27 protein-coding genes are annotated in these 25,234 nt (G+C 63.5%); 7 read left to right on the top strand and 20 right to left on the bottom strand.

Annotated features, from left to right (window positions below; all coding sequences use genetic code 11):
• Window positions 1-18: 18 nt before the first annotated feature.
• From AB0N65_RS05035 to AB0N65_RS05020, 4 genes are all read right to left on the bottom strand, one after another.
• Window positions 19-1,032, bottom strand: coding sequence for an exonuclease domain-containing protein (locus AB0N65_RS05035; RefSeq protein WP_364158535.1), 1,014 nt, complete (start codon window positions 1,030-1,032; stop codon window positions 19-21).
• Window positions 1,033-1,190: 158 nt separating this feature from the next.
• The gene (locus tag AB0N65_RS05030; protein WP_364158532.1) at window positions 1,191-1,877 is read right to left on the bottom strand and encodes a hypothetical protein; all 687 of its coding nucleotides are present in this window, start codon (window positions 1,875-1,877) and stop codon (window positions 1,191-1,193) included.
• Complete coding sequence (locus AB0N65_RS05025) at window positions 1,874-2,821, bottom strand: ABC transporter ATP-binding protein (RefSeq protein WP_364158529.1); 948 nt, start codon at window positions 2,819-2,821, stop codon at window positions 1,874-1,876. Before AB0N65_RS05025 ends, AB0N65_RS05030 begins: the two co-directional genes overlap by 4 nt.
• Window positions 2,818-3,219: a GntR family transcriptional regulator gene (locus AB0N65_RS05020; RefSeq protein ID WP_364158526.1), complete on the bottom strand. Its 402-nt coding sequence runs from the start codon at window positions 3,217-3,219 to the stop codon at window positions 2,818-2,820. Before AB0N65_RS05020 ends, AB0N65_RS05025 begins: the two co-directional genes overlap by 4 nt.
• A gap of 129 nt (window positions 3,220-3,348) precedes the next feature.
• Between AB0N65_RS05020 and AB0N65_RS05015 the strand changes: the two genes are divergently transcribed.
• On the top strand, window positions 3,349-4,113 hold the full coding sequence (locus AB0N65_RS05015; RefSeq protein WP_364158864.1) for a VTT domain-containing protein: 765 nt from the start codon (window positions 3,349-3,351) through the stop codon (window positions 4,111-4,113).
• 90 nt (window positions 4,114-4,203) lie between these two features.
• Here AB0N65_RS05015 and rdgB read toward each other — a convergent pair whose 3' ends face one another.
• From rdgB to clpS, 6 genes are all read right to left on the bottom strand, one after another.
• Entirely contained in the window at window positions 4,204-4,881 is a 678-nt protein-coding gene (gene rdgB / locus AB0N65_RS05010; RefSeq protein WP_364158524.1) for an RdgB/HAM1 family non-canonical purine NTP pyrophosphatase, read from the bottom strand.
• Complete coding sequence (gene rph / locus AB0N65_RS05005) at window positions 4,878-5,636, bottom strand: ribonuclease PH (protein WP_364158522.1); 759 nt, start codon at window positions 5,634-5,636, stop codon at window positions 4,878-4,880. Before rph ends, rdgB begins: the two co-directional genes overlap by 4 nt.
• Before the next feature lie 48 nt (window positions 5,637-5,684).
• A complete protein-coding gene (locus AB0N65_RS05000; RefSeq protein ID WP_364158519.1) occupies window positions 5,685-6,482 on the bottom strand; it encodes an MBL fold metallo-hydrolase in 798 nt (265 codons plus the stop codon).
• Complete coding sequence (murI, locus tag AB0N65_RS04995) at window positions 6,479-7,588, bottom strand: glutamate racemase (RefSeq protein ID WP_364158517.1); 1,110 nt, start codon at window positions 7,586-7,588, stop codon at window positions 6,479-6,481. Before murI ends, AB0N65_RS05000 begins: the two co-directional genes overlap by 4 nt.
• Window positions 7,589-7,652: 64 nt before the next feature.
• Window positions 7,653-8,219, bottom strand: coding sequence for a DUF2017 domain-containing protein (locus AB0N65_RS04990; RefSeq protein WP_364158514.1), 567 nt, complete (start codon window positions 8,217-8,219; stop codon window positions 7,653-7,655).
• Entirely contained in the window at window positions 8,212-8,574 is a 363-nt protein-coding gene (clpS, locus tag AB0N65_RS04985; protein ID WP_364158511.1) for an ATP-dependent Clp protease adapter ClpS, read from the bottom strand. Before clpS ends, AB0N65_RS04990 begins: the two co-directional genes overlap by 8 nt.
• A 37-nt stretch (window positions 8,575-8,611) precedes the next feature.
• Between clpS and AB0N65_RS04980 the strand changes: the two genes are divergently transcribed.
• Together AB0N65_RS04980 and AB0N65_RS04975 are read left to right on the top strand one after the other, a co-directional pair.
• Window positions 8,612-9,940: a nicotinate phosphoribosyltransferase gene (locus AB0N65_RS04980; RefSeq protein WP_364158509.1), complete on the top strand. Its 1,329-nt coding sequence runs from the start codon at window positions 8,612-8,614 to the stop codon at window positions 9,938-9,940.
• On the top strand, window positions 9,940-10,566 hold the full coding sequence (locus AB0N65_RS04975) for an isochorismatase family protein (protein ID WP_364158507.1): 627 nt from the start codon (window positions 9,940-9,942) through the stop codon (window positions 10,564-10,566). The genes AB0N65_RS04980 and AB0N65_RS04975 overlap by 1 nt, the downstream gene beginning before the upstream one ends.
• A gap of 6 nt (window positions 10,567-10,572) precedes the next feature.
• On the opposite strand, the gene AB0N65_RS04970 is transcribed toward AB0N65_RS04975, so the two are convergent.
• The 8 genes from AB0N65_RS04970 to AB0N65_RS04935 form a co-directional block, all read right to left on the bottom strand.
• Entirely contained in the window at window positions 10,573-12,348 is a 1,776-nt protein-coding gene (locus tag AB0N65_RS04970; protein ID WP_364158504.1) for a DEAD/DEAH box helicase, read from the bottom strand.
• 112 nt (window positions 12,349-12,460) lie between these two features.
• Entirely contained in the window at window positions 12,461-12,799 is a 339-nt protein-coding gene (locus AB0N65_RS04965; protein WP_364158501.1) for a DUF3039 domain-containing protein, read from the bottom strand.
• Between the two features lie 8 nt (window positions 12,800-12,807).
• Entirely contained in the window at window positions 12,808-13,590 is a 783-nt protein-coding gene (gene nagB / locus AB0N65_RS04960) for a glucosamine-6-phosphate deaminase (RefSeq protein WP_364158861.1), read from the bottom strand.
• Between the two features lie 104 nt (window positions 13,591-13,694).
• Window positions 13,695-15,266: a transporter gene (locus tag AB0N65_RS04955; protein ID WP_364158498.1), complete on the bottom strand. Its 1,572-nt coding sequence runs from the start codon at window positions 15,264-15,266 to the stop codon at window positions 13,695-13,697.
• The gene (locus tag AB0N65_RS04950) at window positions 15,248-16,114 is read right to left on the bottom strand and encodes an ABC transporter ATP-binding protein (protein ID WP_364158495.1); all 867 of its coding nucleotides are present in this window, start codon (window positions 16,112-16,114) and stop codon (window positions 15,248-15,250) included. The genes AB0N65_RS04955 and AB0N65_RS04950 overlap by 19 nt, the downstream gene beginning before the upstream one ends.
• Before the next feature lie 40 nt (window positions 16,115-16,154).
• A complete protein-coding gene (locus AB0N65_RS04945) occupies window positions 16,155-17,255 on the bottom strand; it encodes an NADH:flavin oxidoreductase/NADH oxidase (RefSeq protein ID WP_364158492.1) in 1,101 nt (366 codons plus the stop codon).
• Window positions 17,255-18,238, bottom strand: a complete 984-nt coding sequence (locus AB0N65_RS04940) for a tetratricopeptide repeat protein (protein WP_364158489.1) — start codon at window positions 18,236-18,238, stop codon at window positions 17,255-17,257. Before AB0N65_RS04940 ends, AB0N65_RS04945 begins: the two co-directional genes overlap by 1 nt.
• A 37-nt stretch (window positions 18,239-18,275) precedes the next feature.
• Entirely contained in the window at window positions 18,276-20,018 is a 1,743-nt protein-coding gene (locus AB0N65_RS04935) for a hypothetical protein (protein WP_364158486.1), read from the bottom strand.
• Between the two features lie 202 nt (window positions 20,019-20,220).
• Here AB0N65_RS04935 and AB0N65_RS04930 point away from each other — a divergent pair, with 202 nt between their 5' ends.
• On the top strand, window positions 20,221-21,513 hold the full coding sequence (locus tag AB0N65_RS04930) for an AI-2E family transporter (protein WP_364158483.1): 1,293 nt from the start codon (window positions 20,221-20,223) through the stop codon (window positions 21,511-21,513).
• A gap of 37 nt (window positions 21,514-21,550) precedes the next feature.
• On the opposite strand, the gene AB0N65_RS04925 is transcribed toward AB0N65_RS04930, so the two are convergent.
• Together AB0N65_RS04925 and AB0N65_RS04920 are read right to left on the bottom strand one after the other, a co-directional pair.
• A complete protein-coding gene (locus tag AB0N65_RS04925) occupies window positions 21,551-22,348 on the bottom strand; it encodes an alpha/beta hydrolase (RefSeq protein WP_364158480.1) in 798 nt (265 codons plus the stop codon).
• A 19-nt stretch (window positions 22,349-22,367) separates the two neighbouring features.
• The gene (locus tag AB0N65_RS04920; protein ID WP_364158477.1) at window positions 22,368-22,712 is read right to left on the bottom strand and encodes an ATP/GTP-binding protein; all 345 of its coding nucleotides are present in this window, start codon (window positions 22,710-22,712) and stop codon (window positions 22,368-22,370) included.
• A gap of 49 nt (window positions 22,713-22,761) precedes the next feature.
• Here AB0N65_RS04920 and nucS point away from each other — a divergent pair, with 49 nt between their 5' ends.
• The 3 genes from nucS to AB0N65_RS04905 all read left to right on the top strand — a co-directional run bounded on the left by nucS (window position 22,762) and on the right by AB0N65_RS04905 (window position 25,233).
• Window positions 22,762-23,457, top strand: a complete 696-nt coding sequence (gene nucS / locus AB0N65_RS04915) for an endonuclease NucS (RefSeq protein WP_364158474.1) — start codon at window positions 22,762-22,764, stop codon at window positions 23,455-23,457.
• 47 nt (window positions 23,458-23,504) lie between these two features.
• Window positions 23,505-24,752, top strand: a complete 1,248-nt coding sequence (locus tag AB0N65_RS04910) for an amidohydrolase family protein (RefSeq protein WP_364158471.1) — start codon at window positions 23,505-23,507, stop codon at window positions 24,750-24,752.
• Between the two features lie 277 nt (window positions 24,753-25,029).
• A complete protein-coding gene (locus tag AB0N65_RS04905; protein ID WP_018776337.1) occupies window positions 25,030-25,233 on the top strand; it encodes a cold-shock protein in 204 nt (67 codons plus the stop codon).
• Window position 25,234 lies beyond the last annotated feature (1 nt).

Below are 25,234 nucleotides of genomic sequence, written 5' to 3'. Positions count from 1 at the left end.
CCCCGGCGTCGTCGGACCCTAGCTCCCGCCAACCATCTGCAGGAATTCGCCCTCGGAGACCACCTCGATCTGCTGGCCCTTCGCATGAAGTTCAAGGACTCGTTTTGCCTTGCCGGTTAGTCGTCCGGCCCGCAGGTCGTCGGCAACGAAGCCGTCGCCGACAACCAGGACGGTGGTGCGCGCCGTCACGCGGCTCTCCGGGCGGGCGCCCATGTCCGCAGCCCGTGATTTCGCTTCGGGGCGGGCCATGGTCAGGTCGCCGGTGAAGACCACTGTCTGGCCGAACAGGGGGTGACCCGCCTCGGCGGCCGGGTTGGGCAAAGGGTTCGGCCCCTCCTCCGGCCATGACGACCAGCTTCCGCGCGGGCTACGGCTTTCTTCCAGTTGATTCTCGGCAGGGCTGCCGGCTTTCCTGCCGGCGAGCGCAGCGAGTGTCGCCTTGGACAGGCCCCCGGCCGGGTCGAAGGCTGCCTGCCTGGGCAGGGTGAGGCCAAGCGACAAATACAACTCCGCAATGCTGTTGGCGTTGTTGCGGCGTGCGATATCCACCAAAATTCCGGCGCAGGCGCGGGCATCCTCTGCGGCGTCATGGTGGTTGATCAGGGGCACTCCGGCCTCCTCTGCTGCATACGGCAGCGAGTTGGACACCAGCGAATAGCAGCGGCGGGACAACATGACGGTGCACACGTACTCATAGGCCGGACCGGGAAGTCCGGAGACTTCGAGGCCGGAACGGATGACGCCGAGATCGAACGCGGCGTTGTGGGCTGCAAGGATGTCGTCTCCGATGAAAGCGCCGATCTCCGGGAAGAGTTCGCCAAAGCGCGGTCGGCCGGCGACGTCCTCGGCCCGGATGCCGTGGATCCGCGTGTTGTGGAACTCGAAATGGTCGTGGTTCTCCGGCGGTCGCATGAGCCAGGTGGCTTCTTCCACCACCACTCCGCCGCGGACTTTGCTGAGGCCGACCGAACACGGCGACCCCCTGAAGCCGTTGGCTGTTTCGAAGTCGATCGCCGTAAAGTCCAATGCCACTGGTCAAGGGTACAGGGAGCAAGGGTTACTGGTGGAAAAGGGTTGCAGGCAAACGGACCGCCCCGGCCGATGGTGCGGCGGGGGCGGTCTTTCCGGGTCGGGACGGATGCGCGTCAGGAGCCGCGCGTGGTCAGGGAATCGTGGTCAGGGAATCGTGGTCAAGGAGTCGCGCGGCGGAGGGTCGCGTAGGAACCCGCAGCGAGTCCAACGCAGAGCAGGGCGGCCCAACCGCTGATGCTCAACGGAGTTTGCTGGGTGAACCACGAGCCAATGCTTCCCCACCACTGAAGCGCGGTGGAGAGGGCTGCGAGTCCAATCAGCACAACAACTGTTCCCAGGGTTGAGATCAGGACCCCGGTAGTGCCCCAGCGCTTGAAGATCGTAGCGAACCAGAAGCCGATGATGAACATGAACATCATCACAACGAAGAAGAACGCTGCGGTGGAGTACCACGGGCCGGCGGTCACCCAGGGAATCGTGAAGAAGTAGCCCTGCACTCCCCACCCGTTGGTAGCCCTCTCTACGACACCACCAAGGAGGTACAAAGCGGTCATGCCCGCGGCGATCAACGCGAACAACCCAAGGGAACCGAGATAGAACGCCTTGCGGCTGATGCTCAGTCCCTGCGAGAACGGGAACACCAGGGTCATGCTTTGGATGCCGAGCACCAGGAAGTACCACATGGGCGCCTGGCTTCCCCCGCCGTACTTTCCCTCATCAACGGGAATCAAGGCGAAGATGGCGAGCGACATCAAGAACGCCGCCGCCAGAATCGTCAGGGGCCACCCGATGTAGGTCCACTTGTTGATCAGTTGCATGCGGGCAACTGCTACTGCCCTGCTCATCGCCTTGCCTCCATCGTGTCATCGGTGCCCAGGGGGAATTCACTCGCGCCCGCCGCTGTCCCGGCGGCACCGCTGCCGGACATGGTCTTGCGGACCACCAGTTGTTGCAGCGACACCGGCGTGAGTTCCAGTCCCAGCTCCTGTGCCTCTGCCCGTTCTCGGCTGTTCAGCGCTTCGTCTACTGTGACCGAAGCCAACGAGCCCAGGGTTTCGCGGTGCAGGATCTTCCGTCCTGCCAGGAACATGTCCACTTTCTCCGCTGAACCGGAGACTGTGACGGCCGAACCACGGATATCTTCCGCATCAGCGTCCATGATGATCCGGCCACGGTCGATCACCACTACGTGTTCCAACAAGTTCGCCACCTCGTCGATCAGGTGTGATGAAAGGATGATGGTCCGTGGGTGTTCTGCGTAGTCCTGCACCAGGCGGTCGTAGAACAGCTGCCGGGCTACGGCGTCGAGGCCCAGGTAGGGTTCGTCGAAGAACGTGAGTTCCGCACGCGATGCCAGGCCGATGATGACTCCGACGGCAGATAGCTGTCCGCGGGAAAGTTTCTTGATCCGTCGCTTGACGGGCAGTTGGAAATCCTCGGCCAGTCGATCGGCGAAGTCCTGGTCCCAGTTTTCGTAGAAGAGCGCCGCGGATCGGAAGGCGTGTTGCGGTTGGAAGTCGTCAGGGTACTTCTGCGACTCGCGGATGAAGCAGACCCGCGCCAATACGGCGTCGTTCTCGTAGGCACTGGCTCCAAACACGAGCGCCTGTCCCGAGGAAGCGAAGGCCTGGGCGGTCAGGATGGACATCAGGGTGGTTTTGCCTGCGCCGTTTCGCCCCAAAAGTCCATAGATGCGGTTGGCCGTCAAGGTCAGGTTGACGTTATCCAGTGCCAAGAGATCCTTGTACCGTTTGTTCAGGTTACGGACCTCGACGATGGTCTCGTTCACAGGGCCGCGCTCCTTTCCTTGTCAGTTCCCGGTTCCAGGGCAAGCCCCGTGCCGCGTTCAATCATGCTGTTCAGCTGTTGCGCCGAGATGCCTAGCTTGCGGGCCTCGGCGGTCAACGGCCTGACGTACTGTTCGAAGAACTCCTCGGTACGGCGCGCAACAACTTGGGCGCGGGCCCCTGTGGCAACGAACATCCCTATCCCCCTGCGTTTGTAAAGAATTCCCGAGTCCACCAGCACGTTGACGCCCTTGGCGGCCGTTGCCGGGTTGATGCGATGGAAGGCAGCGAACTCGTTCGTGGACGGCACCTGCGATTCTTCGGGCAGGCTGCCATCGACGATTCCGTTCTCGATCAGTTCTGCAATCTGCATGAATATCGGTTTGCTGTCGTCGATCATGAGCACCACCGCCCTACTGGTTCATTACTCATGTAACTAACCATACAACCAACCAGCCCTCAGTCAAGGGACGGGAAGAAATTTCGACGACGCCCCGTCCAGTAGGCTTGATGGGTGATCTTTTCTGCTCTGAGCGACCTTGCCGTATCCACTTTCGGGGGCGCGGGACCGGTGCGGCCGCCCATGGCCTCGTTCCTGCCTGACTGGCTGAACCCCCAGATCTTCCTGGCCGACCCCGCCCTGGCTCCTTGGGTTGTGCTGCTCGTGTGCGGCATCGTCTTTGCTGAGACGGGCCTCCTGGTGGGCTTCTTCCTGCCCGGCGACTCCATGTTGTTTACCGCCGGGTTGCTTGTGGCCACGGACACCATCAAGTTCAACATCTGGGCGTTTGCAGCGTTGATCATCATCGCCGCCATCATCGGCAACCAGACCGGCTACCTCATCGGGTCCAAAGCCGGGCCTGCTATCTTCAACAAGCCTGATTCCCGGCTGTTCAAGAAAGAAAACGTTGAAAGCGCCCACGCGTTTTTCGAGAAGCACGGCGGTAAGGCACTGATCCTTGCCCGCTTCGTTCCCATTATCCGGACCTTCGTTCCGGTCATCGTGGGCGTGGCGCAGATGGATAAGCGGAAATTCTTCCTGTTCAACGTCATCGGCGCCGTCCTGTGGGGCGGGGGTGTCACCCTGCTGGGCTACCTCCTGGGCGACCGCGTTCCGTGGGTCAAGGACAATCTGGACATCATCTTCATTGTCATCGTGCTGATCTCCGTCATCCCGATCTTCATCGAGGTTGGCCGTGGCTTCGTTGCCAAGCGCAAGGCCGCCATCGAGGGAACCAACCCTGTTGAAGAATTCATCGAGGAACACGAAGGCGGAAAGCACGGAGACCACTAAGGGTCACCGCGCGCACCCCGCCACTACATGGAAAGGCACCCCGCACTATGCGGGGTGCCTTTCCATATGCCTCTAAAATCAATCTGGGGGTCAGGTGGAGCGAACGCCGGACAACGCAGCCACAATCGCCGGGAGCAGGGCCCGGAACGCCTGCCCGCGGTGACTGATGGCGTTCTTTTCCTCGGAGCTCAACTCGGCGCAGCTGCGGTCCATTCCCGCAGGCTGCAGGACGGGATCGTAACCGAAACCGCCCTCGCCGCGGGGTTCGCGAAGCAGGGTTCCTTCAAGCTGGCCGTATTCGACCGTCTCATGCTCAATGCCGTCAGGTCCGGGGACAGCCAAGGCTGCTGCGCAGACGAACGCCGCACCCCGGAAGTCATCCGGCACGTCGGAGAGCTGAGCGAGCAGGAGCTGCAGGTTCGCAGCATCGTCCCCGTGCTTCCCGGACCAGCGCGCCGAGAAGATCCCGGGCGCACCGCCCAGGACGTCGACGGCGAGGCCGGAGTCGTCCGCGATGGCCACCAAACCCGTGGCCTCCGCCACCGCCCGCGCTTTCAGGAGCGAGTTTTCAGCAAACGTGACGCCGGTTTCTGCGACATCCGGGGCACCTGCCGCAGCCGCGTCCACCACCTGGGTATCGACGTCGAGCCCTGGAACCTGGCCCCGGAGCAGTTCGCGGAGCTCCCTCAGCTTGCCCTTGTTGTGCGTCGCGAGCACGACGCGCGGAGCGCCGGGTTCCGTCGGGCCGGATGTTGCCGTGCCGCTCACGGAGCCTCCGCCAAAGTCTCGCGCTGGATGGCGGCCAGCTGGCCAGTGCCAATCAGTGCCAGGTCCAGCAGCGCATTGAGTTCATCGCGGTCAAACGGCGCGCCTTCCGCGGTGCCCTGGACCTCCACGAACTTGCCGGAGCCGGTAACCACTACGTTCATGTCCGTTTCGGCGCGGACGTCCTCGACGTAAGGAAGGTCCAGCATGGGGACGCCGTCGATGATCCCCACCGAAACGGCCGCAATCGTGTCCACCAAGGGCTCGGCGTTGCGCGCGATGAGCTTGTTGTCCCGCGCGAAGCGGATCGCCTCGGCGAGTGCCACGTAGGCGCCCGTGATCGCGGCAGTACGCGTACCGCCGTCGGCCTGCAGGACATCGCAGTCCAAGACGATCGTGTTCTCGCCCAAAGCCTTGGTATCGATGATGGAACGCAACGAACGGCCGATCAGGCGGGAGATTTCATGTGTGCGTCCTCCGATCTTGCCTTTGACGGACTCACGGTCCGAACGGGTGTTGGTGGCGCGGGGAAGCATGGCGTATTCAGCAGTAACCCAGCCACGCCCCTCCCCTTTGAGCCAGCGGGGAACGCCTTCAGTCAGGGAAGCCGTACACAGCACACGGGTGTTGCCAAACTCGATCAGGGCCGAACCTTCAGCCTGCTTGGACCAGCCCCGGGTGATGCTGATGGGGCGCAATTGGTCGGGGGTCCGGCCATCGGCGCGGATGACGGGTGTGGCTGTAGCTTCTGAAGTCATGCCTCAAGCTTAGCGATGATGGTGGTGCGACCTGCGCGCCGTGGCGGCCTAAACGGTGTAGTGGACCCCGGCGACGGCGACGGCGACATCACCGGCAAAAACGGGCTTCGCCTCGGACATGACTTTGGTCTGCGAGGTCCAGACCGGGATGTGGGTCAGGAGCAGGCGCTTTGCACCCGCGTTCGTTGCGGCCTCGCCTGCGCGCTTGCCTGTCAGGTGCACGTCCTTGATGCCATCGTCACGGCCTTCCTCGAAGGCCGCCTCGCAGAGGAACAAGTCAGCGTCCCGTGCAGCATCTTCCAGCCCCTGGCAAGAATCCGTGTCGCCGGAGTACGTCAGGATCCGCGTGACCGGCGTTCCGTCCTTGTCCGGTTCCGTGGCCGTGACACGCAGCGCGTACGCTTCTTCCACAGGGTGGTTCACACCATAGGGAGTCACCGTGAACGGGCCAACCGCGACCGGCTTTTGTTCCGCCCAGTTGGTGAAGTCGAATTCCTCGTGCATGCCCGGATCCAGGTCCAGTCCATAGGCAGTTGCCATCCGGTCAGCAGTAGCGGCGGGCCCCCATACCGGCAGGCGGTCGCGGCCCCAACCACCGGGCTTCCAGCGGACGGCCACGTGCAGGCCACACAAATCCATGCAATGATCCGGGTGCAGATGGGTGAGGAAGATCGCGTCAATGTCTTCCAGGTCCGTGTAGCGCTGGATCGCACCCAAGGCCCCGCTCCCGAGGTCCATGACGATCTTCCACTCGCGCTCACCATCGTGGGCGGTCACGAGGTAGCACGACGCCGGAGAACCTGGGCCGGGAAACGATCCCGTACAGCCCACAATCGTCAGTTTCACAGGCCACGCCCCAAAGCGGCTCCGGAACCGGCATGCGGCTCATCGGCCGGCTGAACGAAATATGATCGGCGTGCCAGTCCTCCCCCGGCCCGTGCTGCTTCCAGCATTTCAGGGGTGATGCGGGCGAGGCTGCCGGTGGGATACTGGGCCGCCACGTGGTCCACATGTTTGACCGACAGGACCTCCGGCCCCAGGAAACGGCGGGCCAGGGTTTCGAACTGGGCGGCGTCGCCGGTGGCGATGAACTCATGGCTGGGCGCGGTGTCCTGCGTCCGCTGGATGCCGCCATTGGCGAGGGCCCGGTACACGTCCTTGGCAGTTTCCTCTGCACTGGACACCAGGGTCACTTCTTCGCCCATGACAAACGAAATCACGCCGGTCAAGAGCGGATAGTGGGTGCATCCCAGGACAACTGTGTCCACGCCGGCGTGCTTGAGGGGTTCCAGGTACTCGTTCGCTGCCGCAAGGAGGTCCGGGCCGGTAGTGATCCCGGCCTCAACAAAGTTGACGAATGACGGGCATGCCACGGAGGTGATGGAGAGGTCCGGAGCCGCCGCGAACGTATCCTCGTAGGCCCGCGACCCTACAGTGGCGGACGTGCCGATAACGCCGATCCTGCCGGAACGCGTAGCCGAAACGGCCCGCCGTACTGCGGGCTGGATGACCTCGATAACGGGAATGCCATAGCGCGCCGTATAGCGTTCGCGGGCATCCCGGAGGACAGCGGCGGATGCGGAGTTACAGGCAATGGTCAACAGCTTGACGCCGGAGTCAACGAGTTCGTCCATCACGCCCAAGGCGTTGGCACGGACTTCGGCGATGGGCAGCGGACCGTAGGGACCGTTGGCCGTATCCCCCACATACAGGATGGACTCGTTGGGGAGCTGATCGATGATGGACCGGGCTACTGTCAGGCCGCCCACGCCGGAGTCAAAGACACCGATCGGGCGTGACCCCACGAGCGACGCAGAGCCTTGCGGTTCACCAAGCGAAGTGCCGGACGGGGCCTCCGGGCGTGCACCATGTGTGGATCCGCCGCCTGATGAACTGCCAGATGCTGAAGTCATGATTATTCGAGAATAAGGCTTACCCTGTGCTGCGGCCATCAGCTGTGATCCTCGCATCGTGTCTGATTGGTCACACAGCGGGGACAACCACCGGCCACACCGATCAGGGTTTTGCCTGGCGCGCGGCCAACATCGACTGCACCAGCGACTCCTGGAGCCACGTGGTGAAGTTGTAAACCAGGGCCAGGTAGCTTTCCACGTCCTCAGCCTGGCTCCAGTCCTGCATGCTGTGGATGTGTTCGGCGTCGGCCTCATCCCGGATGTCCAGCCGCTCCGCCAGGACCAGGCGCACATCGTTGAGTGCCATCGACCAGCGCGTCGCATCCTCCGGCGTCAGCACAAGGTCGTCCTTGTCCAAACCCAGGGCCGTTGCCTTCAAGGCGCCGATTTTCGCCTCCCGGACTGAGCGTTCGGTGAGCTGGCGGAACTCCAGCGAGCCGCCGTCGTCGTCCTTCATGACGTTCGGAAGAAGCCTCAGCAAAGCCCGGTCGCTTGGCTGCTTGACGTCCATGTCCAGCCCGATGAGGGCGGCAAGCGGGTCTTCATTTTCCCTGACGTCGGACTCCAGCATGGAAATGACGTCGTCCAGCAGGCCCCGCAAAAGGTCGCGCTCAGCGGGTTCGAGGTATCCGCTGATCCCCTTGAGTCCGTACTTAAAAGCCTTAGCCACGCCGGCGGCCGCCCTTCCCGGGTGTGTCGTTGCCGCTTGCGGCTTTCTCTACGGTTGCCCACAGGCCGAAGCCGTGCATGGCTACGGCGTGTTGTTCCACCTGTTCCTTGCTGCCGTGCGCCACGATGGACCGGCCTTTCCTATGGACCTCCATCATCAGCTTGTGGGCCTTGGACTCGGAGTAGCCAAAGTAACTCTGAAATACATAGCTGACATAGCTCATGAGATTGACGGGATCATTCCAGATCACCAGGTTCCAAGGGATGTCCGGGGCTGTCAGGACATCGGTGGACGTCTGCTCAACAGCTTCCGTCCGCTCATCAATGTCCGTGCCAAACGCAACGCTAGGGGTCATCTGTCCATTCTATGGCGGCTCGCACTAGAGTGAATTCGTGAGTAGAGCCACGTCTTGGGACCACCCCGCCACTTCCTTGTACACCGACCACTACGAATTGACGATGCTGCAGGCCGCCCTTCACTCGGGTGCCGCACACCGCCGTTCCGTGTTCGAAGCCTTTGCCCGCCGGTTGCCTGACGGGCGCCGCTATGGCGTCGTAGGCGGAACCGGGCGGCTTCTGGAAGGCATCGCCGACTTCAGCTTCGGCGATGCAGAGCTTGCGTTCCTGGAACAGAACAAGGTGGTCAACCAGGAAACGCTGGACTACCTCGCCAACTACAAATTCAGCGGCGACATATGGGGATACGCCGAAGGCGAGGCCTATTTCCCGAACTCCCCCATCCTCATTGTGGAATCCACTTTCGCCGAGGCTTGCATCCTGGAGACATACATCCTGTCCGTCCTCAACCACGACAGCGCCATTGCCTCGGCAGCCTCGAGGATGACCTCCGCGGCCGGCAGCCGCCCGTGTATCGAGATGGGCTCCCGGCGCACCCAGGAGGAATCCGCGACGGCGGCAGCCCGCGCCGCTGTGATTGCCGGCTTTGCCAGCACCTCCAACCTGGAAGCCGGACGACGTTACGGCATCAAGACCGTGGGGACCGCCGCCCACTCCTTTACGCTCCTCCACGACACCGAGCGCGAGGCATTTGAAGCACAAATTGCTGCGTTCGGCCCGGGGACGTCACTGCTCGTGGACACCTACGATGTCGAAGCCGGCGTCCGTACGGCCGTGGAACTCGCCGGGGACAAACTGGGTGCCGTCCGGCTTGATTCCGGCGACCTCGTCGCCCAGGCGCAGTGGGTCCGGCAGTTGCTCGATGACCTGGGCAACGTGAACACCCGGATCGTGGTGACCTCGGATCTCGACGAGTACGCCATTGCCGCGCTTCAGTCAGCACCCGTGGACTCTTACGGCGTAGGCACGTCCTTGGTCACCGGTTCCGGCGCACCCACCGCCAGCATGGTGTACAAACTGGTCAGCCGCACCAATGACGACGGAGAATTCATCTCCGTCGCGAAGGCCGCCAAGAACAAGGCAAGCGTCGGTGGACGCAAATATGCGCTCCGGAAGCTCAACGAGCACGGCACGGCCACCCAGGAAATCGTGGGAATCGGCCACCGGCCCGAGGACGACGGCAACGACCGCCCGCTGCTGCAGCAATTCGTCAAGAACGGTGAACTGCTGCCCGGCTGGACAGGTCCCGAAGGCGTCATCCGTGCCAAGGAACGCCACGCGGCCAGCATGGCGGAACTGCCCGCCGTCGTGAACCGCCTCCAGCGAGGCGAAGCGGCAATCCCCACCATCTACGAGGAGAACTGATGTCCAGGGCCCTGATCATCGTCGATGTCCAGAACGATTTCTGCGAGGGCGGCGCCCTCGCCGTCGAAGGCGGCGCTGCCGTTGCCGGCGCCATCTCGGAATACGTCGATGCCAACCAGCAGCACTTCGACCACATCGTGGCGACCCAGGACTGGCACATCGAACCGGGCAGCCACTTCTCGGACGCGCCCGACATGGTTGATTCGTGGCCGCCGCACTGCCGGGCACGCACCAAGGGTGCCGAACTGCACGAGGACCTGGACCCCGAGTACATCCAGGCGTACTTCCGCAAGGGACAGTACACAGCGGCGTACTCCGGATTTGAGGGCGTGCTCGCACCGGAAGACGACGTACCGTCAGGCGACTTGAAAGCCGGAGCTGCCGTTGCCGAGGTCCTCGATGAAAACGCGATCGGCCTGGATGATTGGCTGCAGAGCCACGACGTCGAAGAGGTAGTGGTCGTGGGACTGGCAACCGATTACTGCGTCAAGGCCACGGCCCTCGACGCCGTGCAGGCCGGATACACCACCACGGTGATCGCGGAACTCACCGCCGGAATCGCCGAAGACCTCACTGAGGCCTACGACGAAATGGAGGCTGCCGGCGTCGAGGTCGAACGCGACTGACGCCGGCTACTTCCGGCCGATAAACCAGTCCTGCAACTTCCGCAGGCGGGCCTGCAGTTGTTCCTCGTTTGCCTGGGCCACTGCAGGGCCGCCGCACAGTTCACGAAGCTTGGTGTGAACAACTCCATGCGGGGTTCCTGTACGTGCGGACCATGCCGCCACGTTCTTCGCAAGTTCGTTGCGCAGGTCCATCAGCATGCGGTGGTCGGGGACAGCCGGCGAGGCTGCGGCCGCCAAGGGAGACTGGCGCTTCTTGCGTGACTGCTGTTCATGCTGGCGCTGGCGCAGGAGGGTACCCACCTGCTCGGCATCAAGGAGTCCCGGGATACCGAGGAAGTCCAGCTCTTCGTCGGAGCCGATATCGGCCCCCGTGCCGAACTCGCCGCCGTCGAACAGGACACGGTCGAAGGAGGCCTGGGAATCGAGGGCTTCGAACTTGCCCTTGGTGAGCTCGTCCGAGGCCTTGTCCTCCCGGTTGGCCTCGGCCATCAGGTTCTCTTCGGGGTTGAAGAGCCCGTCCTCATCCTTCTCCGGCCGGTCCAATGCATGGTCCCGTTCGGCCTCCATCGTGTTCGCCAGCACCATCAGCGGTGGTACGGACGGCAGGAAGACCGACGCCGTTTCTCCCCTTTTCCGGGCACGGACAAAACGGCCCACGGCCTGGGCAAAGAACAACGGAGTCGAGGTGGATGTCGCATAGACGCCGACGGAAAGGCGCGGAACGTCGACGCCCTCGGAAACCATCCGAACGGCGACCATCCACCGTTTGTCCCCGGCCGAGAACTCCTCGATCTTGCTGGAAGCCTTGGAATCGTCCGACAGGATGACGGTAGGTGACTGGCCGGTGATCTTCTTAAGCTGTCCGGCGTAGGCGCGGGCGTCCTCGTGATCCGTGGCAATGACCAATCCACCGGCATCCGGCACGGTGCGGCGAACCTCGCTCAGTCGCTTGTCCGCAGCGGCAAGGACCGCGGGGATCCACTCTCCGGCCGGATTCAACGCGGTCCGCCATGCCTGCGAGGTGATGTCCTTGGTGACTGCGGCTTCCCCGAGGGAAGCCGCCATCTCGTCACCTGCGCTTGTCCTCCAACGCATTTGGCCGGAGTACGCCATGAAAAGAACAGGGCGCACCACGTGGTCACGAAGCGCATTGCCGTAGCCATACGTGTAATCGGCCTTCGACCGGCGAATGCCGTCACGGTCCTCGGCGTACTCGACGAACGGAATGGGCGAAGTGTCCGAACGGAAAGGTGTACCTGTCAGGGACAAACGCCTCGCGGCGGGATCGAAAGCCTCCCGCAACCCATCGCCCCAGGAAAGCGCCTCACCACCATGGTGGATCTCATCCAGGATCACCAAGGTGCGGGCAGCTTCGGTCTTTGCGCGGTGCAGCATCGGCTTGCTGGCAACCTGGGCGTAGGTTACGGCGACACCCACAAAGCCGCGCCCATGCTGGCCATCGGAGTTCTTGAAGTTGGGGTCGATCGCAATACCGACACGCGCAGCGGCGTCAGCCCACTGCCGCTTGAGGTGGTCCGTGGGGGCCACGATGGTGACCCGGTTGACCACACCGCTGTCCAACAGTGTGGTGGCAATGCGCAAGGCGAAGGTCGTCTTACCTGCACCAGGCGTAGCCACGGCAAGGAAGTCCTTCGGATTGCGCGTCATGTAGAGGTCCAGCGCTTCCTGCTGCCAGGCACGGAGCTTGGGGGCGGTCCCCCACGCAGCGCGTTCCGGGTACGCCGGAGGCAGGGATGGACCACCAAAAAGTGTTTCTGTCATGCGGACTCCCCCGGCCTGATGGCAGCGAAAAATAGCCTCGTTTGTCCGGGCACGCGGCCACGGACAGCTATGCGGTGACGATCGGTGGGGACCTGTGCTCTCTTCCCACCCACTACTTGGAGTTGCCCGGGCCGCCGTCTTTGCCACCGTCGTTACCTGGACGGAGGCCATCGTAGATCTCCTTGCATTCCGGGCACACGGGGAACTTCTTCGGATCGCGTCCGGGAGTCCAGACCTTGCCGCACAAGGCAATGACGGGCTCGCCGGTCATCGCCGACTCCATGATTTTTTCCTTGCGGACATAGTGCGCAAACCGCTCACGGTCGCCGGGTTCCACTTCCTGGCGCGTTTCCTCGCGCTCAATGGTGGCAGTGGACGTTCCGGCTCCGGAAAGCTCGCGCATGGGGTCGTTGTCGAATGGATCCGGAGGAAGCGTAGTCATGGCATCCATCCTACCGTCTAGAGTCCCTGCCACTCCGGCTTGTTGTCGTAAGTGTGGCGATAGTAATCGGCCAGCTTCAGTGAGGATGCGGCCGCTTCATCGACCAAGACCGTGGCATGCGGGTGCATTTGGAGGATCGATGCGGCGCAGATGGCAGCAACCGGCCCTTCCACGAAATCGCGCACAGCCTGGGCCTTCTGGGCACCGGTAGCCACCAGCACCACATGGCGGGCGTCCATGATGGTACCAAGTCCCTGCGTAACCACGTGGTGGGGCACGTCGTCGATGCTGTCGAAGAAGCGTGCGTTGTCCTTGCGCGTCTGCTCGATCAGGGTCTTGATGCGCGTCCGGGATGCCAGGGACGAGCCGGGTTCATTGAAGCCGATGTGTCCGTCCGTGCCGACGCCGAGGATCTGGAGATCAACACCACCAGCCGACTTGATGGCTTGCTCGTAAGCCTCGCACGCAGCTTCGAGGTCCCCTGCAGCGCCGTCCGGACCATGGACATTCCCGGGCTTGATGTTGACCCTGTTGGTGAACTCGCGCCGGATAACTTCACGGTAGGACTCGGGATGGCCGGCCTGAAGTCCAACATATTCATCCAGGGCAAAACCGTGCGCCTCGCTGAAATCCACCTCTCCCGCTTCATAGCGCCGGGCCAGTTCATCGTAAATCGGCAAAGGCGAGGAACCTGTTGCCAGGCCCAACACGGCATTGGGCTTGCGGCGGACAAGTGCCACTATGGCATCCGCAGCCAGTGCACCAATCTGCTTGGTACCGGGGAGGATGACAACTTCCATCGTCACGGCCTTTCTTTGTCGCTACTGGATTTATGCTTGAGGTTATCCCATGTCCTATATACAGCGCATGGTTGTTACGGGGTTTGTTGGTTCGATGATGTGCCTCATCGGTTAACGCTCAATTGCGCGAACATCTCGGGCCCCCGGGCGTCGAGCCACCGGCCACCGAGGCGGACGCCCGCCGCAAAGAGGGCAACGCCCAACACCGGACCTGCTGCAAGGTTGATCCACCCTGCCCCAGGGTTACCGCCCCACAGCTGCATAGCGATGAGTGTCATCTCGGGAAGCAACAAGAGGGCAAGTGCTCCCATCCCCACCCCTTGTACGGCGAGCGTCTGGGCGACGTTTCCCGGCGGCTTCTTGAAAGGACTGTCACCCGGCAACGGAACAGCGATGTTGTAGCGCGCCGAAATGACGGACGACAGTCCGAGGCCGGTGAAAAGGGTGCCGATTGACAGCCCCAGGAGGTTTGGCAGCCAAATCCAATCACCCGTCACGAACAAGGGCCCCACCGTGAAAACCAGCACCACGGGAAGTGAGATGGCCAGGCATGCCATGGCCCGCCCCAGCCGGTCATCGACGCCCCGGACACCCGCGGCGAGATGGAGCGCAAAGGCAGTGTTGTCATAGGAGACGTCAGCGCAAATCGACCACGCCATGATGAACGCAGTCAGGGGCCCCAGGAACATCAGCAATCCATAGTTGCCGTCTTGGGATGCGCCAAAGTAGAAGATGACAGGCAGCAAGGGGACGACCACCAGCGAGCCCGCATAGCGCGGATCCTTCATCCAGTAGATCAGCGCCCGCGCCGCGACAGCGCCGGCAGGCGTGGGCGGCACGACGCCGAACAGCCCCGGTTTTCCACCCTTCCTGGCAGCTCCCCCGGAGTACGGCGGAGTCACGAGTGCCTTCTGCAACAGTACGTGCCAGCACAGGAGCAGGGCAGCGATGGTGGCCGCGGCTATAAGGAATTTAAGGCCGGCCCCTCCGTAGTCCCCCCGTTCCATGTCCCCGCCGAGTGCCCACGCGGCACCAAGCGGCGTCCAGGCCACGGTCCGTGCAAGCATGTGCAAGTAGTCAACGCTGCCCCGGACTCCGTCAACGATCCCCACCATCATGGGGCCCATCAGCATCAGGGGGACAAAGACCACAATGCTGCTGACATCCTTGAAGCGTCGCGACGACGCAAGGCCTGCGGTAGCTGTAGTCACCACTTTGGACAAGACAATGCATGTCACGGCTGCCAGCAAGGCACCTACGAAGGCTCCTGCTGCTGCTGGAACACTGCGCCACCATGTGCCCACTGTCCCCAATGCGGCGATCACGGTGGCGACGCCGGGAATGCCAATGAAACCGGCCAGTGCCAGCCCGGCCAGGAGTTGCCTTGGTGGAACCGCAAACGTCGTGAAGCGTGCAGGGTCAAGCGTCATATCGGCCGCTGACGCTACAAGCGGAATGACCGCCCACCCCAGGATCGTCGCTGCCCCTCCAAGCACAACCACGGTGTGGGCAAGGTCGGCGTCAGCCCAACGCAAGGCCACCAACCCACCCACGAAGAGGGACAGCATGCCGAGGGCGTACAGCAACCCCAGCGCAATGCCAATCAATTGAAGCGGGCTGCGTTTGAACCCGTTGAGGAGCAGCCGCCACTTCAGGCTCAGAAGGTGCGCAACCATTCCAACCCTTCCGTCCGGTGTCCGCCGCCTACCAGCTGGACGAAGCGTTCCTCAAGGGTGGTTCCGTTGCGTACTTCTTCCACGGAGCCTGCTGCGAGAAGCCGTCCAGCGGCAACGACTGCCACGTGGCTGCACATCCGCTGCACGAGGTCCATCACGTGGCTGGACACAATGACGGTTCCGCCGGAAGCTACGTAGCTCTCCAGGATGCCCCTGATGTTGGCGGCCGAGACAGGGTCCACCGATTCGAAGGGCTCATCCAGGACCAGGAGGCGCGGGGCGTGGATCAACGCGGAAGCCAGTGCGATTTTCTTGGTCATCCCGGCCGAGTAGTCGACCACCAGGGATCCGGCATCACCTTCGAGGTCGAGGGCCGCCAGCAGCTCGGCGACACGGCTGGCCACGACAGCACGGTCCATTCCCCGGAGCAATCCCGCGTACGTCACCAATTGCTCACCTGTCAGCCTGTCAAAAAGCCGGACCCCATCAGGAAGGACGCCCATCAGCTTCTTGGCCTCCAGGGGAGCTGACCAGACGTCCACGCCGTGGACCAGCGCTGTCCCGAAATCGGGTCTCAGCAACCCGGTGGCCATGGACAACGTCGTCGTCTTTCCGGCCCCGTTGGGACCGACCATGCCAAAAAAAGAGCCCGAAGGAACTTCCAGGCTTAGTCCGTCGACGGCGATTTTCCCGCCGAACCTCTTGGCCAGGCCACGGATGGATAGAGCTGACTTTTGCTGTGGCAATCCGTTTCCGGATGGTGCGTCTTGCGCGGCCGGGGGTTGCGGATACGCGCCCGGCTGTGGGGGCGCGGGCAATGGCGTTGGCTTGTGGCTTGGTTCCGTCATAGGTCCAGCCTAGCTGCGCCCAACACCGGCGGCGGAGGTCCTAAAAGCCGTGGCGCGGGATGGCCCGCTGGTACTGCGGAACCCAGGGAATGTCATGGCCCAGCTCATAAGCAGCACGCAGCCACCAGTGCGGATCCCGCAGCGCCGCGCGGGCCATGAACACAGAATCCGCCCGCCCGTTTGCCACGATGTCCTCCGCCTGGGTGGCGCTGGTGAGGAGGCCCACCGCCCCGGTGGGGACACCGGCGTCGTGCCTGACTCGTTCGGCAAATCCCGCCTGGTAGCCGGGCACCGGCCGAATGCTCTGGTGCGCCACTGCACCGCCACTGGAGACATCAACAAGGTCCACTCCACGCTCGGCCGCCGAACGGGCCAGACGAACAGACGCTTCGACGTCCACTCCGCCCTCCGCCCAATCCGACGCCGAGATCCGCAGCATGAGCGGCATGGAGTCGGGAATAACGTTCCTTACCGCCTCAACAACCGCGAGCATCAGGCGGTTACGTCCGTGCTCATCCCCGCCCCAACCGTCCGTTCTGGTGTTAATAAGGGGGCTTTGGAACTGGTGCAGCAGGTATCCGTGCGCGCCGTGGATCTCCACGGTATCGAATCCGATCTCGACTGCCCGCAGGGCCGCCGCCGCGAAGTCCGCAATGACCCCTCGGATGTCCTCTTCCGTCATGGCCCTGGGCGCGGCGTACCCGTCATAGGGTTGGGACGTCGGCGCCACGGTGACCCAACCGCCGCCGGACTCCGGCACGGAGCCGGCACGCTCCGAAAACGGCCAGTAGGTGGACGCTTTGCGGCCTGCATGGGCAAGCTGTGCACCGACCTTGCAATCCACCGCGCCGTACCGGTGGATAAACTGCACGATCCGCTCCCAGCCGGCTGCCTGCTCCCTGGTGTAGAGCCCGGCGTCCAACGGACTGATGCGGCCCGTGGCGTTCACGGCTGCTGCCTCGGTCAGGATCAGGCCGGCGCCCCCTGCGGCAAAGGAGCCGAGGTGCATGAGATGCCAGTCGTTCGGGACACCCTCGCCCGCTTCCGCATGGCAACTGTACTGGCACATCGGCGAAACCCAGCCGCGGTGCGGGACAGTCAGCGAACGGAGCCGGAGCGGGGTGAAGAGCGCGGAGGGCACTAGAACAGGACCCTCGCAAGGCCTTGGCGCGCCTTGGCAACCCTTTCGTCGGAGGTGCCGACGACCTCGAACAGTTCGAGGAGGCGCACACGGGCCGTCTCGCGCTCGGGACCGAAATTGCGGCCGATGAAGGCGATGATCCTGTTGAAAGCGTCCTCGATGTGGCCTCCGGAAATGTCCAGGTCCGCTACACCAAGCTGGGCCTGGACGTTGTCCGGCTCCTGAGCAGCCAGTTCGCGGAGGCTCTCGGCCTCCGGTGCGGTGAGCTTCTCCAGCCGCGCCATCAGCTCCACCTGCGCAAGGCCCGCCTTGGCCTCGGTGTCCGCCGGCTGCTCAAGGAGGGCCTGCTTGTAGGCAGCTGCTGCGCCCGCGTAATCGCCGGCTTCAATGGCATCCACGGCTGCCTGGTGCAACGGCGGCAACGGGGCCGGTTCGGTTTCGCCCTCCTGCGCGGCGTCACCGATGCTGCCGGTCACGCCATTTGCGGCGGCAACCTTGAGGAGTTCGTCAACCAAGCCCCGGATCTGTTCGTCATCGGCGGGACCTTGGAAGAGGGGTACGGGTTGCCCCTTGACGACGGCGACTGCCGTGGGCACGGCCTGGACCTGGAACGCCTGCGCCAGCTGCGGGAAGGAGTCGACGTCAGCGGCGGCAAGGACCAGACGGCCGCCGTAACTGTTGACGACCCGTTCGGCGGCGTCCAGGACGGCCGGCGACTCGGCCGCGTAACGGGACCAGAGGAGGAAGAGCACGGGGATCTGCGCCGACAACTGCACGAGATCCTGGAAGTTGGTTTCGGTGGCATCCACACGAAGGGGCGCCCGCCCTGCGTCGGCTCCACCGGGTGTGCCCGGCTCAGTTGGACCGGCAGCGGGTGGCGACTGGGCGGGAGCCGGGCGGCGCAACGACGAAAGGTCAACGGCGCCGCGAAGGTTGAGCTGGCTGGCAGCGGCTGGAGTGGGTCGGTATCCGGGCGAACTCATACCGTCCACTCTAGCCGCTGCCCTGCCAACGGTATGCCTACTTGAAGCTGGCTCCCACCAGTCCACGGGTGGCCGCAACGAGCTTCATGGGATCGGCGGAACCTGCCGGCGGAATGTAGACAGCCACCGATTCAGCAAAGTTGAGGACCATGCCGGTGGTGGTTTCCTTGCCGCCTGCGAAGACGGCGGAATCGTCTTCGAGGATGAGCTTGTCACCTGCGGCTTTGGGCGTACCTTCGAAAGCGAAGTCGAGCCGGCCCACAACCAAGGCTCCCCCGTCAGCCGTGCGGAGCACTACGGTCTGGTTGGTCACGGGCGTGTGCGAGAACTTGAAGTTGGCGCTGGTTCCGTTCTTCACCGTGTCCGCCTGGTACGTCAAGGCACCCGCAATGTACGGAGATGACTGGCCGTCGGCCAGCTTGCTCCTGTTCGGCGAATCAGGGGTCGTCAACATTTCGCCCAGGATCCCCAAGGCCTCGTTGCCGCTATAGGCCAAGCCGGTCTTATCGTCGGCCGCGACGGCCGCCGTTCCGTCACGAGGCACGGGGAAGGACGGGAAGTTCGTGCCCGGCTGCAGCGGGGCACTGCCCCACAGCTTGTAGTTTTCCCGCGGAGAAAGCTGCACGAGCGTCAGGATCTGGGGCACCACGTTCCCGTCGCCCTGGGTCAGGGCGAAAACGGTACGGGGCCAGTCCCGCTTTGTGCTGATGACGCTGCTCTGAAGCTTGGTGGCACGAACCGGCATGCGCGCTTCATACGCTGAAACCGCTGTGCGGATCTTGTAGTTCTGGGTGCGGACCTGCAGTTCCATCTTGTCCACGCGGGGGGCAAGCTTCGCTGCGTCCTTGGCGGCGTCGGCGGCGTCCACGGTGCTCGCAACCTGCTCGAGGATGCGCTGCAATTGCGATTCGAGCATGACCGGTGCCGCGTCGCCCTCTGCCGGGGCAGACTCGGAGGAACTGGTTGTGGCCTCCGGCGTGGAGGTAGCCTGCGCGGCCACCGCAGTGCCGCCTACGAGGGCCGCTGCAACTGCAGCTGCAGTTGCGGTGACGCGGAGGCTGCTGCCCTCGGCGCCCCGGCGATTGCCGGCGTCGCCTGCCCGGGGCTGGACCGGAAGCGCAGTGGTTTCGCCACGCGGGCCGTCGGCGTCGTCGTCCTTGCGGCGGTTGCTGATGGCTTTGGCGACGAACGGCAGGGCGGCCCCCGCCAGGATGATGATGATGCCGAGCACGATGAGCGGTACTGCCCACGGTGTCGTCGCGTTGTTGGGGAACGTCATGGAGATCGACGACGGCGCAGGCTGGGTTCCGTCGCCGGCTACCAGCAGTGACCACTCGCCTCCTGCCGGCGGATTCCAGGTGTAGTCGAGCTCGCCGCTTGCTTCCTCGGTGTTGACCCACAGATCGGAACCGACAGGGGAAGGTGCTGTCGCTTCGCCATCGGTTGAGGCGACTTCCAGTGCCTTCTGGTCTTGTGAGACGCCGGTCAGGGTGTTGTGGGCGGTGTTGCCCACCCAAGCGTCAACGTCGTCCGGGCGACCCGTGGCGACGATGAAGTTGCCTTCACCCTGGATCTTGATCTTTACCGGGCCCTCGTGGAGGGCGATCAGCTTTTGGTCAATCACGGTCAACGGGGCGGCTTTCGTGTCGCCGGGTGCCGAGGCCGTAACGGTCTCGGCGGGGGCCCAGAAAGTCAGCTGGCCAATGCCGGCCAGCATCGTCAGCAGGCCCAGCAGCACCAGCAAGGCTGCAGTCTTCAAACGCACAGGATCACCTATCATCAGCGGTCGTTGAACTTCAAGGGTAACCGTTTTGTTATCAAAGAGTCAGATCGGCGGTCAACGACGGACACGCCGAAAACCCCGCAACGGCGCCGTCAAGGCGCGATTCAGGGCTCCTGATAGTGTGGCGATGATCATGATATCCGGGCAAGCAGTCGCCTGTATCCGCAGGGAAACAACAGAGAAAAGGCAGCAAAACCGCGTGAAAGACCACATGGAGTCCCATCCCGTCGACGAATCGGGGTCAACCGCAGCGGACGCCCCTGTGGACGGCGGCTCCGCGACGGTTCCTGTGCGGACGGGACGCCTTGCTGCCGTGGCCCGGAGGCTGAGGCAGCCGATCCCCGGCGCCAGGACCCGTGTCCGCTTCGAGATGCCCCCGGAAGACGGGCTTGATGCCTCGGGACAAGGGGTCGCAGCTGACGAAGACAACGGCTTCGGCGCTCCCGGTCCCCGGATGTCCTCGCAGCATCCCCTCTATGTGGGGTTCATGGGGACAGCCGGTGTGGGCGTGGCCCTCCTGGTCTTCTACATCGCCAGCAACACCACTCAGCTCATCCTGTGGATCGTCGCCGCGCTCTTCATCGCGCTGGGGCTGGACCCCGTGGTCCGCTGGCTGGAAGGCCGCAGGGTCCCCCGGCCAGCGGGCATCCTGGTATCCGTCTCGGTGCTGGTGCTTGCGGTTGCCGGATTCTTCGCAACCCTGATTCCCACCATCGTTGAACAGGTTTCGGAAATCGTGCGCCAGGCGCCCGAATGGATCCGGGGCTTCCTCGACTCAGACTTCTTCCGGACCGTGGACAGCCAATTCGGCGTGCGCGACCGCATCACGACGGAGCTGGACAAATTCGTCAAGGACCCCGAGGCCATGGGTGGCATCTTCGGCGGCGTGGTGGGCTTTGGGTCCACTGTTGCCAACGGCCTCTTCGGCACGCTGATTGTCCTGGTGCTCAGCCTCTACTTTCTGGCTGCTCTTCCGTCCATGAAGAAATGGGCGTACCGCCTGGCGCCCCGGTCCCGGCGTCCCCGCGTGGAAGCTCTCTCCGAGGCCATCACGGATTCCGTGGGCAACTACGTGATCGGCCAAGCCTGTGTTGCCCTGCTGAACGCTTTCTTCGCCTTCATCGTGATGAGCATCCTGGGCATTCCCTTCAGCGTCCTTCTCGCATTCGTAGTGGCCCTGTTGGCTTTCATCCCCTTGGTAGGTGGCTTGATCGCCGCCGTCGGGGTGATCCTGGTTGCACTCACGGCAGGTTGGCAGACCGCCGTCATCTACGCAATCGCCTACTTCGCCTACCTGCAGTTCGAGGCCTACTTCATCTCACCGCGCATCATGCAGCGGGCGGTGGCGGTGCCCGGTGCCGTGGCTGTCATTTCGGTTATCGCCGGCGGCAGCCTGCTGGGCGTTCTTGGTGCACTGATCGCCATTCCAACCGCGGCGGCCATCATGCTGCTGATCAAGGAAGTCTTCATCATGCGCCAGGACAGGCACTAGGGCGCACCTATCGGACCAGGCCGACACTGCAGCCGGACTAAGCCGACACCGCAACCGGCCCCGCCCACTCGCGCGGCAGGCCGTTGACGCCCGCACCCTCCGGAGTGACGTCGTCGACGATTTCATCCAGGACGCGCGCCGCGTACTTTTCGCCCACCCACAGGTGCTTGGCACCGTCGACGCCGACCAGGCGGGCCTGGGGCACCAAGCCGAAGCGCCCGGCTGCTTCAACCGGCTGCAGGTAATCGTCATGCTCCGGCACCAGGACAGTCAGGGGCTTGCCCGAGGCCGCCCACTCCTTCAGGTGCACATCCGTTGCCCGGTGCAGCGGCGGAGACAGAAGGACCGCGCCCTCGATTTGCGAGGCCACCGGCTCCACCGCACCGTACATCAGGGCGAGTTCCGTCCCGAACGACCAGCCCACCAGCCAGCGGTTTGGCAGGCCACGCCCGACGGCGAAACGAACAGCAGCCTCGACGTCGTACCGTTCCCCGATTCCTTCCTCGAAATGCCCCTGGCTGGTGCCGCGCGGCGAATGGGTGCCGCGGGTGTTGAACCGCAGAACGGCGACACCGGCCAAGGCAGGCAACCTGTAGGAGGCCTTGCGGTAGACGTGCGAATCCATGAATCCGCCGTGGGTGGGCAGCGGGTGGAGCGTAATCAGCGTCGCCGTCACTTCGCCTGATTCCGGCAGGGCCAATTCCCCCAGCAGGACCTTGCCGTCTTCGGTGGTGAACTCTATGTTTTCGCGCCGCGCCGGGAGGACCGTGGAGGCCCGGATCGCCGAAGGAGCATCCTGCGGACTGAAAACGAATGAAGCGGGGTCGAAAGTCATGCCAACAAGCCTAAGCGAATCAACGGTACCGGTATGTCCTGGAAGTCCAGCAGTTGGTGTGCCAGTGCCTTCGTTCTGCCAACCCGGCGGCTTCCCCGAACAAGTGGTCATCGGACCACACCACCAAATGTGCAATACCAGGGAGGATCGCGGTGGAGCAGCCCGGACAGATGTATTGCTTCTCCGCTTTCCTTGCCGTCATGGTCCGCACCATCCAATCGCCGTCTGGAGCGCTTTCGCGCCGGGCGATGCCTGCGCGGGCCCGCTCCAAGTCAAGCTCGTCGGCCGGCTCGGTCCATTTGCCCGCGGGCTTGCCGGACCGTGAACCGGACGCGTTGCGGCGAGGGCGGTTGGAGCGGGGCATGGTTCCATTCTGCCCCAGCCATGGCCCGCCACGCGGTAATGTGGGGCGGGTGCGACTCGTCATAGCCCGTTGTTCTGTTGATTACGTTGGCCGCTTGAAGGCCCACCTTCCCCTCGCCACGAGGCTCTTGCTGGTGAAAGCCGATGGTTCCGTGCTGGTGCATTCGGACGGCGGGTCCTATAAGCCACTGAACTGGATGAGCCCGCCCGCCACCTTGCGCGTCACCTCGCCGGAGGAGACGGAAGTGGAGGAAGGCGTGGTGGAGCAGTGGACCGTGCAGTCCGCGAAAACCGATGACCGCCTCATTATCAATATCTATGAGCAGCTCCACGACACCTCGCATGAACTCGGCGTGGATCCGGGACTGATCAAGGACGGCGTTGAGGCCGACCTGCAGCGTCTCCTGGCCGAACAGATCGAGACACTGGGAAGCGGGTACTCGCTGATCCGGCGTGAATACTTCACCGCGATTGGACCGGTGGACATCCTGGCAAGGGACGCCGAGGGCACCACCGTTGCCATTGAGCTGAAGCGGCGCGGTGACATCGACGGCGTCGAGCAACTGACGCGGTACCTCGAACTGCTTAACCGCGACCCCCTCCTGGCGCCCGTCCGTGGAATTTTCGCGGCCCAACAGATCAAGCCGCAGGCAAAAGTCCTGGCCAACGACCGCGGAATCGACTGCGTCACCTTGGATTACGACGCCATGCGTGGAGTGGATGACAGCGAGTCCCGTCTCTTCTGAGTTGCAGTCTTCCTGGGGCTGTGCCGCAGCCCACTAGAATCGTTGGTATGACTGCCGCAGACCATTTCGTTCCTTCTTCCGCGCCCAGCCACCAAATCCTTACCGGGACTCTTGTCAGCGACGGCGTGGTGGTGGAAGACGGCCTGCTGGCCATTGAAGGCGACCGCATTGCCTACGCCGGACCTTCGGAGGGATTCTCCGTTGACGACTTCGAGGGCTTTCAAGGCGCCATCCGCCTTGGCGTGCCCAGTGGCAGCTTTCTCCTTCCAGGCCTGGTGGATGTCCACTGCCACGGTGGGAACGGCGGTGATTTCCCCGGCGGCGAGGAAGCATCGGCACGCAAGGCAGTCGACTTCCTGCACCGCTCGGGCACCACTACCCTGTTGGCAAGCATGGTCACGGCACCACGCGAGGACCTCCTGCGCGGGATTGAGCTCTACGTCAAACTTGCCGACGAAGGCCTCGTAGCAGGCATCCACCTCGAAGGCCCCTTCCTGTCGCATGCCAGGTGCGGCGCCCAGAACCCCGATTACCTCCTCGAACCGGACCTTGACCTCATGGACGAGCTCGTCGGCGCAGCGGCCGGCAAGCTGGCCACCATGACCTACGCACCCGAACTCCCCGGGGCCGGCGCGTTGGTTGATCTCATGACCTCCCATGGCGTCACCCCCTCGCTCGGACATACGGATTGCGACGACGCCACGGCAGCGGCGTCGTTGGCCGCCGCGCGTGAGGGACTTGAGTCAGCAGGTTTCGACGGCGTCAGCTCGCTTCCCACCGTGACTCACCTTTTCAACGGGATGCCGCCGATGCACCACCGCGCACCCGGTCCGGTTGCCGCATGCTTGCGGACGGCCCAGGAGGGAAAGGCAGTGGTGGAACTCATCGCGGACGATACCCACCTCGACCCCAGCACAGTGGCCACGGTCTTTCAGCTCGTCGGCGCCGCCAACATTGTCCTGGTCACCGATTCGATGGCGGCAGCAGGACTATCCGACGGCAGTTACATGTTGGGCCCCTCTCCGGTCACCGTCAGCAACGGCGTGGCGACACTCGATGCCACTGGGTCCATTGCGGGAGGAACAGCAACGCTTCTGGAAGTGGTGCGCAAGACAGTGGCAGCAGGTGTTCCCCTGCCCGAAGCAGTCTGCTCGGCGACGGCCGTACCTGCCGCCGTACTGGGCCTCTCGGACGAAGTTGGTGGCTTGCGGCGCGGTTTGAGGGCGGACGTGGTCATGACCGACCAGGAACTCGGACTGACAGGTGTCATGCGAAACGGCAACTGGCTGGACTAGCGCAATGCGTCCAATGCGAATTGCAGGAACCGCGTTACCTTCTTTTTACCGAAAATTTTCCAGAATTGCCTAAAAGACCGTTGACCTCCGGCACGCCACATGAAAGTGTTGTAGCAGTCTTTGTGTAGGTGGTTTTCATGCTCGCAAGACGAGTTGCGAGCGTGAAGCTCCTGCGAAACCAATCGGGCCAAGCCCGGGCGGAATCCCGGATCTTCTCGCGGAGTAACAAGGCCGGTACGAGGTGTATCGGACTGCTGTTTCAAATGAGGAGAAATACATGGCACTGGGAACCGTCAAGTGGTTCAACGCTGAAAAGGGCTTCGGCTTCATCACCCCGGACGACTCCGATGGGGACGTCTTCGTTCACTACTCCGAGATCCAGACCGGTGGCTTCAAGACCCTCGACGAGAACCAGCGCGTTCAGTTCGAGATCGGCCAGGGCGCCAAGGGCCCGCAGGCTACCGGCGTCACCGTCGTCTAGT

The sequence above is a fragment of the Paenarthrobacter sp. NPDC089322 genome (assembly GCF_040684895.1).
Classification (GTDB): domain Bacteria; phylum Actinomycetota; class Actinomycetes; order Actinomycetales; family Micrococcaceae; genus Arthrobacter.
This window is presented reverse-complemented; position numbering and strand designations above follow the sequence as displayed.

Excerpts from the sequence above, each read along its gene's own strand:
- AB0N65_RS05030 (WP_364158532.1), bottom strand. The coding sequence starts at position 1,877 with ATGAGCAGGGCAGTAGCAGTTGCCCGCATGCAACTGATCAACAAGTGG.
- AB0N65_RS05020 (WP_364158526.1), bottom strand. The coding sequence starts at position 3,219 with ATGATCGACGACAGCAAACCGATATTCATGCAGATTGCAGAACTGATC.
- rph (WP_364158522.1), bottom strand. The coding sequence starts at position 5,636 with ATGACTTCAGAAGCTACAGCCACACCCGTCATCCGCGCCGATGGCCGG.
- murI (WP_364158517.1), bottom strand. The coding sequence starts at position 7,588 with ATGGCCGCAGCACAGGGTAAGCCTTATTCTCGAATAATCATGACTTCA.
- clpS (WP_364158511.1), bottom strand. The coding sequence starts at position 8,574 with ATGACCCCTAGCGTTGCGTTTGGCACGGACATTGATGAGCGGACGGAA.
- AB0N65_RS04975 (WP_364158507.1), top strand. The coding sequence starts at position 9,940 with ATGTCCAGGGCCCTGATCATCGTCGATGTCCAGAACGATTTCTGCGAG.
- AB0N65_RS04970 (WP_364158504.1), bottom strand. The coding sequence starts at position 12,348 with ATGACAGAAACACTTTTTGGTGGTCCATCCCTGCCTCCGGCGTACCCG.
- AB0N65_RS04965 (WP_364158501.1), bottom strand. The coding sequence starts at position 12,799 with ATGGATGCCATGACTACGCTTCCTCCGGATCCATTCGACAACGACCCC.
- nagB (WP_364158861.1), bottom strand. The coding sequence starts at position 13,590 with ATGGAAGTTGTCATCCTCCCCGGTACCAAGCAGATTGGTGCACTGGCT.
- AB0N65_RS04955 (WP_364158498.1), bottom strand. The coding sequence starts at position 15,266 with ATGGTTGCGCACCTTCTGAGCCTGAAGTGGCGGCTGCTCCTCAACGGG.
- AB0N65_RS04950 (WP_364158495.1), bottom strand. The coding sequence starts at position 16,114 with ATGACGGAACCAAGCCACAAGCCAACGCCATTGCCCGCGCCCCCACAG.
- AB0N65_RS04940 (WP_364158489.1), bottom strand. The coding sequence starts at position 18,238 with ATGAGTTCGCCCGGATACCGACCCACTCCAGCCGCTGCCAGCCAGCTC.
- AB0N65_RS04935 (WP_364158486.1), bottom strand. The coding sequence starts at position 20,018 with ATGATAGGTGATCCTGTGCGTTTGAAGACTGCAGCCTTGCTGGTGCTG.
- AB0N65_RS04925 (WP_364158480.1), bottom strand. The coding sequence starts at position 22,348 with ATGACTTTCGACCCCGCTTCATTCGTTTTCAGTCCGCAGGATGCTCCT.
- AB0N65_RS04920 (WP_364158477.1), bottom strand. The coding sequence starts at position 22,712 with ATGCCCCGCTCCAACCGCCCTCGCCGCAACGCGTCCGGTTCACGGTCC.
- AB0N65_RS04910 (WP_364158471.1), top strand. The coding sequence starts at position 23,505 with ATGACTGCCGCAGACCATTTCGTTCCTTCTTCCGCGCCCAGCCACCAA.
- AB0N65_RS04905 (WP_018776337.1), top strand. The coding sequence starts at position 25,030 with ATGGCACTGGGAACCGTCAAGTGGTTCAACGCTGAAAAGGGCTTCGGC.